Source organism: Amycolatopsis mongoliensis, assembly GCF_030285665.1.
In the GTDB taxonomy this organism is placed as follows: domain Bacteria; phylum Actinomycetota; class Actinomycetes; order Mycobacteriales; family Pseudonocardiaceae; genus Amycolatopsis; species Amycolatopsis mongoliensis.
On sequence record NZ_CP127295.1, the window covers coordinates 1,343,501 to 1,360,550 of the forward strand.

The 17,050-nt window shown below is 72.8% G+C and carries 14 protein-coding genes; 7 read left to right on the forward strand and 7 right to left on the reverse strand.

Annotated elements, in window-relative coordinates; all coding sequences use genetic code 11:
* Window positions 1–37 precede the first annotated feature (37 nt).
* Entirely contained in the window at window positions 38–1,186 is a 1,149-nt protein-coding gene (locus tag QRX60_RS06230; protein WP_285999842.1) for a glycosyltransferase family 4 protein, read from the reverse strand.
* A 53-nt stretch (window positions 1,187–1,239) separates the two neighbouring features.
* Window positions 1,240–2,316, reverse strand: coding sequence for a glycosyltransferase family 4 protein (locus tag QRX60_RS06235; protein WP_285999843.1), 1,077 nt, complete (start codon window positions 2,314–2,316; stop codon window positions 1,240–1,242).
* Window positions 2,317–2,325: 9 nt separating this feature from the next.
* On the opposite strand from QRX60_RS06235, the gene QRX60_RS06240 reads away from it, so the two are divergent.
* The 3 genes from QRX60_RS06240 to QRX60_RS06250 are packed head-to-tail and all read left to right on the forward strand — an operon-like array spanning window position 2,326 to window position 6,871.
* Complete coding sequence (locus QRX60_RS06240; RefSeq protein ID WP_285999844.1) at window positions 2,326–3,261, forward strand: glycosyltransferase family 2 protein; 936 nt, start codon at window positions 2,326–2,328, stop codon at window positions 3,259–3,261.
* Window positions 3,262–3,291: 30 nt separating this feature from the next.
* Window positions 3,292–5,793 carry a glycosyltransferase gene (locus QRX60_RS06245; RefSeq protein WP_285999845.1) on the forward strand — a complete coding sequence of 834 codons (2,502 nt, stop codon included), beginning with the start codon at window positions 3,292–3,294 and terminating at the stop codon, window positions 5,791–5,793.
* Window positions 5,786–6,871: a glycosyltransferase family 4 protein gene (locus QRX60_RS06250; protein ID WP_285999846.1), complete on the forward strand. Its 1,086-nt coding sequence runs from the start codon at window positions 5,786–5,788 to the stop codon at window positions 6,869–6,871. The genes QRX60_RS06245 and QRX60_RS06250 overlap by 8 nt, the downstream gene beginning before the upstream one ends.
* Before the next feature lie 131 nt (window positions 6,872–7,002).
* Here QRX60_RS06250 and rfbD read toward each other — a convergent pair whose 3' ends face one another.
* Window positions 7,003–7,896, reverse strand: a complete 894-nt coding sequence (gene rfbD, locus QRX60_RS06255; protein WP_285999847.1) for a dTDP-4-dehydrorhamnose reductase — start codon at window positions 7,894–7,896, stop codon at window positions 7,003–7,005.
* 5 nt (window positions 7,897–7,901) lie between these two features.
* On the reverse strand, window positions 7,902–8,891 hold the full coding sequence (gene rfbB, locus QRX60_RS06260) for a dTDP-glucose 4,6-dehydratase (protein ID WP_285999848.1): 990 nt from the start codon (window positions 8,889–8,891) through the stop codon (window positions 7,902–7,904).
* Between the two features lie 139 nt (window positions 8,892–9,030).
* Between rfbB and QRX60_RS06265 the strand changes: the two genes are divergently transcribed.
* Both QRX60_RS06265 and QRX60_RS06270 read left to right on the forward strand, forming a co-directional pair.
* Window positions 9,031–10,566 carry an LCP family protein gene (locus QRX60_RS06265; protein WP_285999849.1) on the forward strand — a complete coding sequence of 512 codons (1,536 nt, stop codon included), beginning with the start codon at window positions 9,031–9,033 and terminating at the stop codon, window positions 10,564–10,566.
* A gap of 38 nt (window positions 10,567–10,604) precedes the next feature.
* Window positions 10,605–11,906 (forward strand): LCP family protein, encoded by a 1,302-nt coding sequence (locus QRX60_RS06270; RefSeq protein ID WP_285999850.1) that lies wholly within the window; start codon window positions 10,605–10,607, stop codon window positions 11,904–11,906.
* Here QRX60_RS06270 and QRX60_RS06275 read toward each other — a convergent pair.
* Window positions 11,899–12,729: an NAD(P)H-binding protein gene (locus QRX60_RS06275; protein WP_285999851.1), complete on the reverse strand. Its 831-nt coding sequence runs from the start codon at window positions 12,727–12,729 to the stop codon at window positions 11,899–11,901. The two genes, QRX60_RS06270 and QRX60_RS06275, sit on opposite strands and share 8 nt — an antisense overlap.
* A gap of 109 nt (window positions 12,730–12,838) precedes the next feature.
* Between QRX60_RS06275 and QRX60_RS06280 the strand changes: the two genes are divergently transcribed.
* Window positions 12,839–13,549: a TIGR03089 family protein gene (locus tag QRX60_RS06280; protein ID WP_285999852.1), complete on the forward strand. Its 711-nt coding sequence runs from the start codon at window positions 12,839–12,841 to the stop codon at window positions 13,547–13,549.
* Between the two features lie 63 nt (window positions 13,550–13,612).
* Here the strand turns inward: QRX60_RS06280 and QRX60_RS06285 are convergent, their stop codons facing one another.
* A complete protein-coding gene (locus QRX60_RS06285) occupies window positions 13,613–14,053 on the reverse strand; it encodes a DoxX family protein (RefSeq protein WP_285999853.1) in 441 nt (146 codons plus the stop codon).
* A gap of 247 nt (window positions 14,054–14,300) precedes the next feature.
* Between QRX60_RS06285 and QRX60_RS06290 the strand changes: the two genes are divergently transcribed.
* On the forward strand, window positions 14,301–16,157 hold the full coding sequence (locus tag QRX60_RS06290; protein WP_285999854.1) for an elongation factor G: 1,857 nt from the start codon (window positions 14,301–14,303) through the stop codon (window positions 16,155–16,157).
* On the opposite strand, the gene QRX60_RS06295 is transcribed toward QRX60_RS06290, so the two are convergent.
* Window positions 16,154–16,969, reverse strand: a complete 816-nt coding sequence (locus QRX60_RS06295) for a DUF1206 domain-containing protein (protein WP_286003516.1) — start codon at window positions 16,967–16,969, stop codon at window positions 16,154–16,156. The genes QRX60_RS06290 and QRX60_RS06295 overlap by 4 nt on opposite strands.
* Window positions 16,970–17,050 lie beyond the last annotated feature (81 nt).

Below are 17,050 nucleotides of genomic sequence, written 5' to 3' on the forward strand. Positions count from 1 at the left end.
ACCCTTCAATCACGCGTGTCGACTCTCGAATCACGCCTCAGCGGGTGCGGAGGTGGCGGGACCAGGCCTTCGCGTACGCCTCGCGGTGCCGCTCGGCGGTCGTCGCCCAGGAGAACTCCTTCGCGCGCTGCTGAGCCGCTGTCGCCAGCTCGGACCGGCGGCCCGGATCGGCCAGCAGCTCCGCGATCGCCGCGGCGACGTCCCCCGCGCCGACGCCGCAGTACGCCACCGCGTCCCCGCCGACCTCCGGCAACGACAGCCGCCGCGTGGTCAGCACGCAGGCGCCGCACGCCATCGCCTCCAGCACCGGCAGCCCGAAGCCCTCGCCCAGCGACGGGTACGCCACCAGCGAAGCCCCGCCGAGGAACCCGGCCAGGGTGCCGAAGGGCAGATATCCCGCCCGGATGACCCGAAGCCGGTGCGGCACGGCGTCCAGCGCCCGCTCGACCTGCGTGTCCCAGCCCGGCTGCCCGGCCAGCACCAACGCCGGCGCGTCCCGCCGGCCCGCCACCGCCCGCGCGAACCCGCGGATCAGCGCCGGCACGTTCTTGCGCGGCTCCAGCGCCCCGAGGAAGGCCACGTACGGCGTCCGCCCGAGCCCGACGGCCGCGCGCGCCGCTATCACCTCTTCGGGTGACGGCGGGTGGAAGCGCTCGGTGTCGACGCCGTGGTGGATGATCTCCAACTCCGCGTGCCGCACCGGGCCGACGCGGGCCAGCTCCGCGGCCGTCGCCGCCGACGGGACCACGCACAGCGTCGCGCGCCGGAGCGCCGTCGCCGTCCACGCGCGGAAGAACCGGGCCTTCACCGACGAGTGCAGCACGGCGTCGGTGAAGAACGTCGCGTCGTGCAGCGTGACGACCGATGCCGCCGACGTCGCCAGCGGCATCGTGTAGTGCGGCGAGTGGACGACGTCCGCGCCGAGCCGGCGCACCAGCCGCGGCAGCGTCGCCTGTTCCCAGGTCAGCCGCGCGGTGCGGGTGGTCGTCGTCGGCGACGCGGGCACGATGCGCGAGCGCGGCGCCAGCCGATCGTAAAGCTGCAGGTCCCGCGGCTGGCAGACGACGGTGATCCGGGCCCCGTCCGCGTCGAGGGCGGCGACGAGCGAATCCACGTACCGGCCGACCCCGCCGCGGTCCGCGGGAACCGCGGTCGCGTCGATCAGGACCCGGGGATCATCGCTCACCACTGCAGGGTACGGCGGCGACCCTGCGTCATGGTGGGGAACTGGCAAACCGGTCAGTCCTGAGCCCGCCGGTGAATAGCCCAAACGGCTTCCGCCGCGCGACGCCAGGTGAACGCCTTCGCCCGCTCCCTCCCCGAACGGGTGAGCTCCGCTGCCACGGAGGGTGAACTCAGCACCTCCCGCAACGCGGACGCCAACGCCGCCGAGTCGCCCCGCGGCACCATGATCCCCGCGCCGCCCGCCACCTCGGCCAACGCGGGCGCGTCGGTGTGGACCACCGGGATCCCCGCCGCCATCGCCTCCAGCAGGCCCAGCCCGAACCCCTCGGCGAGGCTCGGCACGGCCAGCACGCTCGCCCGCCGCAGCGCGGTCGCCAGCTCGGCGTCCGACACCTTCCCCAGCACCCGCAGCCGGTCCGCCGGCAGGCCGCGCCCGGCCGCGAGCGCGACCGGGTCGATGCCGCCCCAGCCCGTCTGCCCGGCCAGCACCAGCACCGTGTCCTCGAGCGCCGCGACGGCGTCGACCAGCACGTCGATCCCCTTGCGCGGCTCGATCGTGCCGACCGCCAGGACGTACTCCGAAGGCAGGTCCAGGGGAGCCGACCCCGTCGGCACTCGCACGCCGTGCGGGACCACGCGCACCGGGACGTCGACGTCGATCAGCACCGCCAGCTCGTCGGCGACCGCCCGCGTCGGCACCACCAGCCCGGACGCCCGCCGCGCGGCCCGCGCGATCATCGACCTGTGCCAGCTGACCCCGCGCGAGGTGAGCGTCTCGGGGTGGGTCCAGGGCACGGTGTCGTGCACGGTCACGCTCAACGTCCGCCCGGCCGGCGCGCGCGGCGGTGCGAACGGCGTCGGCGCGTGCACCGCGTCGCCGCCCGGCCACCAGGGAATCCCCAGCTGCCAGACGCCCACCAGCGCCCGCGGCGGGATCCGCAGCACCCGCGGGCCTTCGACGCCCTCCAGCCGTGCCGCGCCCACGTCGGCGTGCCGCGCGACGACGCTGGACACCGTCCAGCCCGGCGGCGCGGTCCGCGCGAGGGCGGGCAGCAGCTCGGCCGTGTAGCGCCCGGTGCCGCCGGGCACGGGCGCGAGGAGCTGCTCGGCGAGCACGACCAGTTCGGGCACGCGGCTATTGTGCGGGACGTGACGCCGAATCCCGCCACCACGGTGGTCGTCGTGACCTGGCGGGGTGCCGGGCACGTGACCGCCTGCCTCGACGCGCTCGCCGCGCAGACGCGTCCACATCGGACGCTCGTGGTGGACAACGCCTCCGACGACGGCACCGCCGCCCTGCTCGCGGCCCATCCTTCGCACCCGCAAGTAATTCGCCTTCCTCGCAACGCGGGCTACGCGGGCGCGCTCGCCGTCGCCGCGAAGCGCGTCGAGACCCCGCTGATGGCGTGGCTGAACGACGACGCCGAACCCGAGCCGGACTGGCTCGCAACGCTCGAAGACACGCTCGAAAAAGCGCCCCTGGCCGGCGCGGCGACGTCCCTGCTCGTGCGCCCCGACGGCACCACGCAGTCCGCCGGGGTCCGCCTGACCGCCGACGGCCACGGCGCGGACCTCACCGAGCCCGCCGGCGAGGTGTTCGCCTTCTGCGGCGGCGCGGCACTGCTGCGCACGGACGTGCTGAAGAACGTGCACGGCGTCCCGGCCGGGTTCTTCTGCTACTACGAGGACACCGACACCGCGTGGCGGCTGCGGCTGGCCGGCTGGGACGTCGTCGCGGCGCCCGACGCCCGCGTCCGGCACGCCCACGGCGTCAGCACCGAGCTGGGGTCGGCGCTGTTCCACCGCTGGAACGAGCGCAACCGGCTGCTCATGCTGCTGCGGTGCGCGCCCCGCGAAGTCGCGGTGAACCAGCTGGTCAGGTTCGCCGTGTTGACAGCGGTGCTGCCGCTTCGACCAGGCCGTCCGGCCGCGCCGAACTTCCGGTTCGGGCTGCGCTGCCGGGTCCTGGCCGAGGTGGTCGCGCGGCTACCAGGGACGTTGCGGGCCCGCCGCGCGATCGGCCGTCACGCGGCCCTCGGCCGAGGCGCGGTCTGGGAAGCTTGGGCTGGCCTTTAAGCTGGCGCCCACCCGACGAAGGAGCTGGCTTTGGCGCAGGGGGAACCGCACCCGCTCGTCTCGGTGATCGTGGTCAACTACCGCGGCGCCGACGACACGATCACCTGCCTGCGCGCGCTCGCCGAGCACGACTACCCCGAGCTCGAGCTGATCTGCGTCGACAATTCCGACGAAGCCGCGCGCATCCGCGAAGCCGTCCCCCAGGCCCGCGTCGTCGAAGCCGGCCGCAACACCGGGTTCGCCGGCGGCTGCAACCTCGGCGCGAAGCACGCGAAGGGCACCGTCCTCGGCTTCCTCAACAACGACGCCCGCCCGGCACCCGGCTGGGTCTCCGCCGCGGTCGCCGAACTGCGCGCGCAACCCCGCGTCGCGGCCGTGGCCAGCAAGGTCCTCGACTGGGACGGCACCGGCACCGACTTCGTCGACGGCGGCCTGACCTGGTTCGGCATGGGCTACAAGCGGCACGCGGGCTCGCCGCTGGCCGACGTCCCGGCCGCCGAGCACGAGGTCGCGAAGGACGTCCTGTTCGGCACCGGCTCCGCGATGTTCGTCCGCGCTTCGGTGTTCGCCGAGGTGGACGGCTTCGACGAGCGGTTCTTCATGTTCTACGAGGACGTCGACCTCGGCTGGCGGCTCAACCTGCGCGGCTGGCGCGTCCGCTACGTCCCCGAGTCGCTGACCTATCACCGCCACCACGGCACGATGGCCGCGGTCGACGCGCCGGAGACCGGCCGCGAGACGTTCCTCCTCGAGCGCAACGCCTTGGCCGCGCTCTACAAGAACCTCTCCGACGAGACGCTGGCCCGCGCGCTGCCCGCCGCGCTCGCCCTCGCCGTCCGCCGGGCCACCGCGCGCGGCGAGCTGGACGCGACCCAGCTCGACCTCGAACACGGCGTCGGCCCGATCGAGTCCGGCGACGTCGCGATCCCGCGCACCACGCTCGCCGGGATCCTCGCGATCGACCAGTTCGTCGAGCAGCTCCCGGCGCTGGCCGGGTCCCGCGCGATCGAGCAGGCCGCCCGCGTCCGCACCGACGCCGACCTGCTTCCCTTGCTGCGCAAGGCGTTGGAGCCCGCGTACCCGCTGCCGCGCTACCTCGCCGCGCACGACATCCTCGTCGAGGCGTTCGGCATCGAGCAGGCGTTCGGGCAGCGCCGCAAGATCCTGGTGATCACCGGCGACGCGCTCACCGAGCGGATGGCCGGCCCGGCGATCCGCGCCTGGAACATCGCGCTGGCGCTGGCCGCCGAGCACGACGTCCACCTGGTCACCACCAACCCGCTCGCCACGCCGCCGCCCGCGCCGTTCCGCATCAGCGCCGGCAAGCACCGCGAGCTCGAGGCGCCGATCGCCTGGGCCGACGTCGTCGTCCTGCAGGGCCACGTGCTCGAACTCGCGCCGTCGCTGAAGAAGGAGCACAGCGGCAAGATCGTCGTCGCCGACCTCTACGACCCGATGCACCTGGAACTGCTGGAGCAGGGCAAGGGCGTCGCCGACGACCGGCGCGCGGCCGACCTCGCCGGCGTCACCCGGGTCCTGGACGCCCAGATCGAACGCGGCGACTTCTTCCTCTGCGCGTCCGAGCGGCAGCGGCACCTGTGGCTCGGCCACCTGGCCGCGCTGGGCCGGCTTTCCCCGCGGCTCTACGACGCCGACCCCACGACGCAGTCGCTGCTCGCGGTCGTTCCCTTCGGACTGTCACCGCAGGCGCCGGTCCGCACCGGGCCGGGGCTGCGCTCGACGCTGGGCCTCGGCGGCACCGACCACGTCATCCTCTGGGCCGGCGGGGTCTACAGCTGGTTCGACCCGCTGACGCTGATCCGCGCGATCGACACGCTCCGCCGTCGCCGCGGCGACGTCCGGCTGGTGTTCCTCGGCATGAAGCACCCGAACCCCGAGGTCGCCGAGATGGACATCGGCACCCGGACGATCCGGCTGGCCGACTCGCTGGGGCTGACCGGCAAGCACGTCTACTTCAACGAGCAGTGGGTGCCCTACCACGAGCGCCAGAACTGGCTGCTCGACGCGAACTGCGGCGTCACGACCCACTACGAGCACGTCGAGACGACGTTCGCGTTCCGCACCCGGGTGCTCGACTACCTGTGGGCCGGCCTGCCGATCGTCACCACCGACGGCGACTCGTTCGCCGACCTGGTGCGGGCGGAGCGCCTGGGCGTCGTGGTGCCGGCCGAGGACGCCGACGCGCTCGCCGAGGCGCTCGAGAAGTGCCTGTACGACGAGGAGTTCGCCGCGGGCTGCGTCGAGCGGATCGCCGTCGTCGCGCAGCGCTACACCTGGCCGGAGGCGCTGAAGCCGCTGGTGGAGTTCTGCCGCGACCCGCGGCCGGCGGCCGACCGGCTGCCCGGGTCCGCGGACCTGACGACGACGCCGGCGGTCCGCGGCCGCGCCATGCTGCGGCGCGACGTCGACCTGGTCCGGGAGTACCTCGCCGCCGGCGGGGCGGCCGAGCTGGTGCGGCGCGCCGGCGGCCGGGTGCTCAAGGTCGCGAAGCAACGGCTCCGCCGTGGCTAAGTCCCTCAGCGTCCTCCTCGACGGCACGCCGCTCCTGGGCGCGCGCACCGGGATCGGCCGGTACACGTCCGCGCTGATCGAAGAGCTGGTGTCGATCCCCGAGGTGGACACGCGCGCGGTGGCGTTCACGCTGCGCGGCTGGCGGCGGCTGCGGCACGTGCTGCCGTACGGCGCGCGGGCCCGCGGGATGCCGGTGGCGGCGCGGCTGCTGCGGATGGCGTGGATGCGGTCGGACTTCCCGCCGGTCGAGCTGTTCGCCGGGCCGACGGACGTCGTGCACGGCACGAACTTCGTACTGCCGGGCCGGTTGCGCGCGGCGGGCGTGGTGACGATCCACGACCTGGCCTTTTTGGACAATCCCGCGGAACTGGCGCCCAGTGATCGGGGCCTGCCGGACCTGGTCCGCCGCGGCGCCCGCCGCGCGAACGTGATCTGCACGCCGACAGCGGCGGTGGCCGACGCGGTGGCCGAGCGCTTGGACGTCAGCCGCGACAAGATCGTGGTGACCCCGCTGGGTGTGAACCCGGCGTGGTTCACCGCGCGCCCGCCGGACGACGAGCGGCGCGCGCGGCTGGGGCTGCCCGCCCGGTACCTGCTGTTCGCCGGAGCGGCGGGTCCCCGCAAGGGCCTGGACTGGCTGACCCGCGCCCACGACGCGGCGCCGGACCTGCCGGACCTGGTGTTCGCCGGGCCGGGGCCGTTCCCCCGCGGTGCCCGGACCTCGCAGACCGGCTATCTGTCCGATGTGGACCTGCGCACGGTGGTGGCGGGGGCGTCGGCGCTGGTGCTGCCGTCGCGCGACGAGGGGTTCGGCCTGCCGGTGCTGGAGGCGATGGCCTCGGACGTCCCGGTGGTGTGCACGGACATCCCGGCGCTGCGCGAAGTGGCGGGCGACTGCGCGAGCCTGGTCCCGTACGGCGACGTGGACGGTTTGGCGGAGGCGTTGCGCACAGCGGTGACGGACCCGCACGCGGTGGCGACGTCGGCCTCGCGCCGCGCGCACGCGGCGAACTTCACGTGGCGGACGTGCGCCGAGCTGACGGTCGGCGCGTACCGGCTCGCCTCCGGCCGCCACTGACCAGAGCGCCCCAATGTGGCGTTGGGTGCGTCTGACGCACCCAATGTGGCGTTCGGTGCGTGGGCGCACCCAAGGGGCCCTTCGGTGCGTTGAACGCACCGAAGGCCACATTGGGGCGCTTGAGTCTGGGCCTACTTGGCCGCGAAGTAGGCGTCCAGCGCCTCTTCCCACGGCCGCATCGGCGTCAGCCACGCCTCGCGCCACGAAGCCGGGGACAGCACCGAGTACGCCGGACGCGTCGCCGCCTGCGGGTACTCCGCCGTCGTGCACGGGCGGACCCGGGCCGGGTCCGCGCCCAGGTGCTTGAAGATCGCCTGGGCGAAGCCGCACCAGCTCACCGCACCCGCGTTCGTGCAGTGCAGGATCCGCTGCTCCGGCCCATCGCCGGCGGCCACGCGGGAAGCCAGCTCCATGAGTCCCGCCGCCAGGTCGGCGGTCCACGTAGGACCACCTACCTGATCGTCCACAACGGACAGTGTGTCGCGCGAAGACTCCAGCCGCGCCATGGTCTTCACGAAGTTCGACCCGCCGTGCCCGTACAGCCACCCGGTCCGCACCACCCACGACGAAGCCCCCGACCCGAGCACCGCGTCCTCGCCCGCCGCCTTCGTCCGGCCGTACGCCGAACGCGGTCCCAGCTCGTCAGCGGGCTCGTAGGGCGAAGAAGCATCTCCGGAAAAGACGTAGTCCGTCGACACGTGGATCAGCGGCACCCGCCGCGAAGCACACGCCGCCGCCAGCACCCGCGGCCCGTCGGCGTTCACCGCGAACGCGCGGTCCTCGTCCTTCTCCGCCGCGTCGACCGCCGTGTACGCCGCCGCGTTGACCACGACCGGCGCCGAACCCGTCTCGCGCGCCCGGTCGGCCAGCGCGCCGACCGCCGCCAGGACCTGGCCGGCCTGGGTCACGTCCAGTTCGGCCGATCCCGGGGCGACGACGTCGACGTCGGGAGAAGCCAGCGCGGCCAGGTCGCGGCCGAGCTGTCCGGAACCGCCGGGCACGAGCACCGTCAGCCGCACGAGCACATCCTCTACTTCTTGAGCGCGGCCCGCTCCGCCAGGGGCTCCCACCACGCGCGATTGTCCGTGTACCAGGCCACCGTCGCGGCCAGACCGTCCTCGAAGGACACGCGCGGAGCGTACCCCAGCTCCGTGCCGATCTTCGTGATGTCCACCGAGTACCGGCGGTCGTGACCCTTGCGGTCCTCGACCGGCTCGACGCTGTCCCAGCCCGCCCCGACCGCCGCGAGCAGCTTCTCCGTCAGTTCCCGGTTCGTCAGCTCGGTGCCGCCGCCGATGTTGTAGATCTCGCCGGGGCGCCCGCCGTCGGCGACCAGCTGGATGCCGTGGCAGTGGTCGTCCACGTGCAGCCAGTCACGGACGTTGAGGCCGTCGCCGTAGAGCGGCACCTTCCGCCCGTCGAGGAGGTTCGTGACGAACAGCGGGATGACCTTCTCCGGGAACTGGTACGGACCGTAGTTGTTGGAGCACCGCGTGATGCAGACCGGCAGCCCGTGGGTCCGGAAGAACGACCGCGCCACCAGATCGGAGGACGCCTTCGACGCCGAATAGGGCGAGTTCGGCTCCAGCACGTGGTCTTCGGTCCAGGATCCGGTCTCGATCGAGCCGTACACCTCGTCCGTGGACACGTGGACGAACTTCGAGACGCCCGCTTCCAGGGCCGCCTGCAGCAGGTTCTGCGTGCCGAGCACGTTCGTCAGGACGAAGTCGGCGGCACCGAGGATCGAGCGGTCCACATGCGACTCCGCGGCGAAGTGCACGACCAGGCCGACCCCGCGCATGACGTCGGCGACCTGGGTGGCGTCACAGATGTCGCCGCGGACGAACCGCAGCCGCGGGTCGGCGGCGACCGGGGCCAGGTTGGCTTCGTTGCCGGCGTAGGTGAGTTTGTCCAGCACCACCACCTCGGCGTCGCGCAGCGCCGGGTAAGCGCCGCTCAGCACCTGCCGGACGTAGTGCGACCCGATGAAGCCGGCACCACCGGTGACCAGGACCCGCATCTTCCCGCCTTTCCCTCGGCCCCCGACCGGGGCAATCGGCCCCCAGCCTACGGAGGTCTGACAACACCCTCAGTAGAGTCATGGTGGAGGCACAGGGGTGCCCTGGGGGAAGCACGGGGTTTCACAGGGGAGGAAGCGCGTGACCGAATGGCCGGCGCCGCCCGTCCCGGCGCGCCGAAGGCAGGACACCGGCCACGGCGTCGCGATCTTCGCACGCCGCGGCGGCAAGGTCGTGGTGTCGTTGCTCTCCGTCGCGATCCTGGCCCTGACCTGGTACGGCTGGCACTTCATCGGTGACCCGAACAGCGGCCTGACCACCACGAACGTCTTCGCCGACACCGAGGCGCACGCGAAGCCGCTCGACGGCGCCGTCGACATCCTCCTGGTCGGCCAGGACAGCCGCACCGACGCGCAGGGCAACCCCCTGCCCCGCGAGGTGCTGGACATGCTGCACGCCGGCGTCTCGGACGGCGAGCTGAACACCGACACGATGATCCTCGTGCACATCCCCCAGAACGGTAAGCACGCGATCGCGGTCTCGTTCCCGCGCGACTCCTGGGTGGAGCTCGCCGGCGGCTACGGCAAGCACAAGCTCAACAGCGCCTTCGTCTACGCGTACACGGACACTTACAAAACGTTGCAGCGGCAGGGCATGACCGACCTCAAGCAGGCCGACGCGCAGGCGAAGGTCGCCGGGCGGAAGAACCTGATCGCCACGATCGAGAAGTTCATCGGCAAGCCGGGCATGATCGACCGCTACGCCGAGGTCAACCTCGCGAGCTTCTACGAGATCACCAAGTCGATCGGCGGCGTCGAGGTCTGCCTCAACGGCCCGGTCAAGGAGGCGAAGTCCGGCGTGGACCTGCCGGGCGGGCGCCAGACGATCGAAGGCGTGCAGGCGCTCGCGTTCGTCCGGCAGCGCTACGGGCTGCCCAACTACGACCTCGACCGGATCGCGCGCCAGCAGGCGTTCCTGTCCGGACTGGCCCGCAAGGTGATCTCGACCGACGTGCTGACCAGCCCGGGCAAGATCGCCGACCTGGTGGCCGCGGTGAAGAAGTCCGTGGTGGTGTCGCAGGGCTGGGACCTGACCGAGTTCGCCGAGCAGATGCGCGGCCTGACCGGCGGCAACATCGAGTTCCACACCATCCCCACCCTGGGCAACGCGGTGATCGGCGGCGCCGACGTGCTGCGCGTCGACCCGGCCGCCGTCCAGGCCGAGGTGGCCCGGCTGACCTCGGACGGCGGCACCCCGGCGGCCCCGACGCCCACCCAGCTGCCGGGCGCGAAGGCCGTGACGGTCGAGCTGTTCGACGGCTCCGGGTCGGCGGCGCTGGCCGGCCAGACGCACACGATGCTCCAGGGCAAGGGCTTCACGGTCGCCGCCGACCAGAAGCTGAGCACCCGCAACACCACCGTCGTCCGGTACAACCCGGCCGACAGCGCCGCGCTGGACCTGGTCAAGCAGGCGCTGGGCACCAGCGTCCAGGCCGAGCCCGACCGGGACGTCACCGCCGGGCACGTGCGCGTGCTGCTGGGCAAGGACTTCCGCAGCTCGGCCGCCGGCTCGGGCGGCGCGCCGGCCACGTCCGCACCGACGGCGCCCTCGACGCCGGTGTCTTCCACCCCCGCCGCACCGCCGATCACCGCGGGCGACGTTCCCTGCGTCAACTAGACTTCGGTACGCAGGGTGTTCGGGGGAGGTAAGCCAGGATGGAAGACGAGCAGGAACAGCCGGAGACGGCCGCCAAGCCGGTGACGGAGCGCGACGATCCTGACTGGAAGCCGTCGCCGTTCCCGCGCGAGACGCCCCCCGCTCCGGTGGACGAGGCACCGTCGCGGACGCGGCGGGCCGGGCGGATCACCCGCCGGGTCGCGGTCGGTCTCGTCTCGGTGCTCGCTCTCGGCGCCAGCGGCTACGCCTACGTCACCAAGGACCAGCTGCAGAGCACCATCCCGACGACCGACGCGCTCACCCCGCGCGCCGGCGAGCCCGCACCGCCGCCCGCGGACGACGGCGCGGACGACATCCTGCTCGTCGGCAGCGACGCGCGGACCGACGCGCAGGGCAACCAGCTCCCGCTGCGGGTGCTGAAGGAGCTGCGGACCGAGGCCAACAACGGCGCGGTGAACACCGACACGGTGATCCTGCTGCGGGTGCCGAAGAACGGCTCGAAGCCGTCGGCGGTGTCGGTGCCCCGGGACACCTGGACCGACATCCCGGGCCGCGGCAAGGCGAAGATCAACTCGGCGTACGGCATCGCGAAGGCGCACTTCGCGCAGGGGCTGCGCGCGCAGGGTGAGCGCGACCAGGCGAAGATCGAGCGCGACTCCGACACCGAGGGCCGCCGGGTGCTGGTGCAGGCGGTGCAGGACCTCACCCAGGTGCGGATCGACCACTACGCCGAGATCAACCTGCTGGGCTTCTACCTGCTCACCGAGGCCCTCGGCGGCGTGAAGGTCTGCCTGAACCACGCGACCGAGGACAAGGACTCGGGCGCGAACTTCCGCCGCGGCGAGCAGACGGTGTCCGGTGGCGAAGCGCTGTCGTTCGTCCGCCAGCGCAAGAACCTGCCGCGCGGCGACCTCGACCGGATCGTGCGGCAGCAGGCGTTCCTGTCGTCGGCGCTGCACCAGGTGCTCTCGGCGGGCACGCTGGCCAGCCCCGGCACGCTGAACAACCTGATGGACGCGGTGCACCGGTCGCTGACCCTCGACCCGGGGCTCGACCTGCTGCAGTTCGCGCAGCAGGCGAAGGGCCTCGCGTCGGGCGACCTGGCGTTCGCGACGATCCCGGTGATCACGGCGAACGGCCGCAGCGAGGACGGCCAGAGCATCGTGGAGATCGACCCGAAGGCGGTCCGCGAGTTCGTGGCGGGCTTGGCGGGCCGCTCCGCACCGGCGGCGGCCAAGGCGCCGGACAGCTCCCCTGCCGGCGGCGGCTCGGGCAGCGGCGCCGCCCCCGCCGCGGCGCCGCTGCTCCAAGCTTCCGACGGAGTCCCCTGCGTCAACTGAAGTCGGCGCGGTGCTCCTCCGCCCACTGGCGGAACGTCCGGGGCGCGGTCCCGGTCACCTCGCGCACGAGGTCCGTCACGAGCGACGGCTCCCGCGTCGTCCGCTCCCACGCCCGCAGGATCTCCGGCGGCACCTCGGGCGGCCACCCCAGTGCGACCATCTTCCCGGCCGCCTGCTCCGGCGTCTCCTCCTCGACCCGCAACGGCCGGCCGAGGACGTCGGCGAGCACTTCCGCCTGCTCCCGGAACGAGATCGGCGCCGGGCCGGTGAGCGCAAGCGCCTGCCCCGCGTGCGATCCGTCGATCAGGATCCGCGCGGCGACGTCGCCGATGTCCTGCTCGTGGATCGCCCCGATCCGCGAGTCCGGGTAGGCCGTGCGGATCACGCCCTCGGCGATGTCCGCGCGCCAGCCCAGGACGTTCGTCGCGAACGCGCCGGGGTTGAGCACGGTCGAGGCGAACGGCGCCGCGGCCAGCGCCTCCTCGACCGCGCGGTGCAGCCGCGCGATCCGGCTCTGCGCGGACCGCGGTTCCAGCGTCGCCGCCGACGACAGCAGCACGACGTGCCGTACGCCGGCCGCCTCCGCCGCCTTCACGAACCCTTCGATCCCCGATGGCCGCGTGTACAGGAACACCGCGCCGACGCCGTCGAGGGCGGCGTCCAGTGTGGACGGATCTTCCAGGTCGGCGCTGACCTTGGCGGTCGGGACGTCGAGCGTGGCGGCGTCGCGGCTCGCGGCGCGGACGTCCTGACCTGCGGCGACGAGCGCGTCGAGCACGGCGCGGCCGACGTGCCCGCGGGCCCCGGTGACGAGAACGGGCATGGCTGTCCCCCAGCTTCCGAGATAGCTTTGCTTGCAAAACAAAGCTACTCAGCCCGAGGATGCGGTGTCAACCGGCGAAGCGCGTGGTCCGCGCTTTAGCCTTGTCCACATGAGCCTGACCGACGAGCTGCTGCGCCCGCTGCTGGCCTCGCCCGCCAAACCGTTGATCACCCACTACGACGACCAACTGGGCAGCCGCGTCGAGCTGTCCGTGGCGACGACCGCCAACTGGGCGGCGAAAACGGCCAACTGGCTGACCGAAGAGTTCGACGTCGAACCGGGCGACGCCGTGGCCGTGCAGCTCCCGGCGCACTGGCAGACCGTCGGCGTGCTGCTCGGGGCGTGGTGGTGCGGGGCGCGCGTCGTGACCGAAGGCGCGGGCGCGCGGGTGGCGTTCGTCGGGCCGGACGACCCGGAGCCGACCGGCGCCACGGCGACCGCGGTCGTCACGCTCGACCCGATGGGCCGCGGGCTGGCCGAGCCGCCGGGCGGCGGCGCGTTCGACTACCTGTCGGAGTCCCGCGCGGCGGGCGACCAGTACAGCCCGCTGTTCCCGATCCCGGGTGACACGCCCGCGCTGTTCGAGTCCACTGTGGACGAGGTGCTGGCGGAAGCCCGCGCCCGCGCGGCGAAACTCGGCCTCACCGCGGACGACCGCGTGTTGTCCACCCGGGACTGGAGCGGACCGGAGGGCATCCTCGACGGCCTGCTCGTCCCCCTGGCCGCGGGCGCCCACCTGGTCCACGTGAGCAACGCGGACCAGGCCAAGCTCGCCGCCCGCCGCGACGCGGAGCGCACCACGGCCGACCTCCCCGCCTGAATGCCGTGAAGGCCTCCTTCCCGGCTCTTAGCGCCGGTAAGGAGGCCTTCACGGCTTTTGCCCTCAGGCGTTCTGCAGCTCGCCGACCTCGGTGTCGCGGCGGGGGCGGCGACGGCCCCACAGCAGGTGGTCGAGCGAAAGCCGGCCGCCGTTGAAGCCGAGGGCGAGCCCGGCGAGCGCGAGCACCAGCACCAGCTCGTAGCCGCCCTGGCCGGTCAGGCCGTTGTCGATGTGCACCGAGAGCAGCGCGCCGACGGAGATCACGACGTACCCGATGCCGACCAGCGGCATCAGGAACCCGGCGATGAACGCGACGGAGCCGAGGATCTCGACGGTCATCGCGAAGACCGCGGCGGCCGTGGGCAGCGGGATGCCGGTCATCTCGAAGAACTTCGCCGTGCCGCCGATGCCGTTGTTCCACTTCTGGAGCCCGTGCGCGAGGAAGACGACCGCGACGCCGATCCTCCCCAGCAGCAGGGCCACGTCCTTGAATCGTCCGAACATCCGGTTTCAGCTCCCCGGTAGGTGAAGTTTCAACTGACCCGACCCAAAGTAGGGCACCCGGTACCGCCGTCCCCAGCTCCGGAGGGTGATCGACAGGGAACCGACAGGGACGAAATTCGGTTGGCCGCCGCCGGGGCGGGAGCTACCTTCGCCCTGACCTGCGTCCACGACCGTGAGGAGACCCCGATGCGCCGACAGACCGTTCCGCCCGGCCTGTCACCCGCATCACAAAGGATCTCCCACGACCGTGAAAACCCTGAACATCGGCATTCTCGCGCACGTCGACGCCGGTAAGACCAGCCTGACCGAACGCCTGCTCTTCGAAGCGGGCGCGATCGACCACCTCGGCAGCGTCGACCGCGGCGACACCCAGACCGACTCCCTCGAGCTCGAACGCCGTCGCGGCATCACCATCCGCTCCGCGGTGGTCTCGTTCACGACCGGCGACACCCGGATCACCCTGATCGACACCCCGGGTCACTCGGACTTCATCGCCGAGGTCGAGCGCGCCCTGCGCGTGCTCGACGGGGCCGTGCTGGTGGTGTCCGCCGTCGAAGGCGTCCAGGCCCAGACCCGCGTGCTGATGCGCACCCTGCGCCGGCTCGGCATCCCCACCCTGATCTTCGTCAACAAGATCGACCGGCCGGGCGCGCGTGACCTGCTCGACGAGATCCGCGCGAAGCTGGCGCCGCGCGCGATCGCCCTGAACGCCGCCACCGCGTCCGACGAGCTGGCCGAGCTGCTGGCCGACGGCGACGACGCGTTCCTGGAGTCCTATGTGGAGGGCCGGGTCGACGAGCCCGGATGCCGCACCGAGCTGGCCCGGCAGGTGGCGCGCGGCGCGCTGCACCCGGTGCTGTCCGGCTCGGCGATCACCGGCGCCGGCGTCGCCGGCCTCGTCACGGCGATGGCCGAGCTGCTCCCGGCCGCCGAGCGCACCGGCGACGGACCGCTGCACGCAACGGTGTTCAAGATCGATCGCGGCCGCGCCGGGGAGAAGATCGCCTACGCGCGCCTGCACTCCGGGTCACTGGCCCCGCGACAGCGGATCTCCTTCTACCGCGGGGAAACCGAGCTCACCGGCCGGGTCACGGCGATCGAGGTCACCGGGGACGACGTGGCACTGGCCGGCGATGTCGCCCGGGTACGCGGCCTGCGCGACGTCCGCATCGGCGACCGGCTCGGCTCCCCCGGCACCGCGCGCGACGGCGTGTTCGCGCCCCCGAGCCTGGAGACGGTGGTGCGGCCGGTCCGGCCCGAGCAGGCGGCGGCGTTGTTCACGGCGCTGACCCGGCTGTCCGAGGAGGACCCGCTGATCGACGTCCGCCGCCACGGCCACGACATTTCGGTGCGGCTCTACGGCGAAGTGCAGAAGGAGGTGCTGCGCTCGCTGCTGGCCGACGGCGCCGGCATCGACGTCACCTTCGAGCGGACGCGCACCCTGTACGTCGAGAAGCCGGTCGGCCGCGGTGAGGCCGTGGAGGAGCTGGATCCGGAGCAGCGGCTGTACTTCTTCGCGACGGTCGGGCTGCGGGTGGAACCCGGCCCCGGCGTCACGTTCGGGCTCTCGGTCGAGCTGGGCTCGCTGCCGCTCGCGTTCCACAAGGCCATCGAGGAGACCGTCCACACCACGCTCGAGCAGGGGTTGCACGGCTGGGAGGTGCTGGACGTCGCCGTCACGCTGACGCACACGGCGTTCTTCAGTCCGCTCAGCGCCGCGGGCGACTTCCGCAAGATGACGCCGCTGGTGCTGATGGCGGCGCTGAAGCAGGCCGGCACGCGGGTGCACGAGCCGGTGCACCGCTTCGAGCTGGAGGTCCCGGCGAACGCCGTCAGCGCGGTGCTGCTCAAGCTCGCGGAGCTGCGCGCGGTGCCCGGCGAACCGGTCATCGGGGCGTCGTCGTGCACGCTGCACGGCACGATCCCGGCGGAGCACGTCCACGCGTTCGAGCAGGCCCTGCCGGCGCTCAGTCAGGGCGAGGGCGTCTTCCTCAGCGAGTTCGAGGACTACCGTCCTTGCCCCGGCCCGCCGCCCACGCGGCCGCGGACCGGCCAGAACCCGTTGGACCGCAAGGAATACCTCGCGCAGGTGGCCCGGCGTTAGCGCTTGTGGGCCCAGGCCGCGGCGAAGCAGTAGGCGCCGAAGGCGGCCAGGCCGAGGGCCACGACGGTCAGCAGCGCGGTGCCGAAGGGCTGGGCGGCGAGCGTCTTGAGCGCGGCGTCCAGCCCGCCGGCCTTGTGCGCGTCGGAATCGAACCCGGCGATGGCCAGCAGGATCGCGACCACGGTGAAGACGACGCCCTTGGCGAGGTACCCCGTCATGCCCAGCCAGCCGACCCAGCGCTTGGTCTTGCCCGGCAGCTCGGTCGTGTTCAGGTCTTCGAGGAACTTCTTCTTCACGCCCTTCACCCCGGCGGCGATCGCCACGCCGAGGACGGCCACGGCGGCGATGACCACCAGCGCCGGCCCGAACGGCAGGGTCAGCAGCTTGGCGGTGAACTCCTGCTGGCTCTGGTTGCCCGAGCCGCCGCCCCCGCTGCCGGTGGCGATCCGGAAGGCGGTGAAACCGAGCACGATCACGACGACCCCGCGCGCGACGGCGCCGATCCGCTTGCGCGTCCGCTTCCCGCCGCTGACCCACTCGTAGCCGGTGGCGGCCATCAGGAACTGCCAGAGCCCGAACAGGACCAGCCCGATGGCGATGACCCAGAGCAGGACCTGGCCGAACGCCGTCGAGCCGATCTGCTGCAGGGCGCCCTTCTGGTCGGCCTGCTCGCTGTCGCCGAAGGCGACCTGCAGGGCGAGGTAGGCGATGACGAGGTGGACGACGCCGTAGCAGGCCATGCCGACCCGGCCGAGCAGCTGCGCCGTGTCGCTCTTTTCGCCTCTTTCGGCGTTGGCCTCGGTCCGGTGCACGCCTTCTGATGTCCGGTTCATGCCCTCCGGGTACCCACTCCGGACCGCAGTCGGCTGGGCCATGCGGCCCAATCCCGGGCG

Bases quoted from the DNA above. Each gene is read 5' to 3' on its own strand.
- QRX60_RS06275 (WP_285999851.1), bottom strand. From the start codon at position 12,729: ATGCCCGTTCTCGTCACCGGGGCCCGCGGGCACGTCGGCCGCGCCGTG.
- rfbB (WP_285999848.1), bottom strand. From the start codon at position 8,891: ATGCGGGTCCTGGTCACCGGTGGTGCCGGCTTCATCGGGTCGCACTAC.
- QRX60_RS06285 (WP_285999853.1), bottom strand. From the start codon at position 14,053: ATGTTCGGACGATTCAAGGACGTGGCCCTGCTGCTGGGGAGGATCGGC.
- QRX60_RS06280 (WP_285999852.1), top strand. From the start codon at position 12,839: ATGAGCCTGACCGACGAGCTGCTGCGCCCGCTGCTGGCCTCGCCCGCC.
- QRX60_RS06270 (WP_285999850.1), top strand. From the start codon at position 10,605: ATGGAAGACGAGCAGGAACAGCCGGAGACGGCCGCCAAGCCGGTGACG.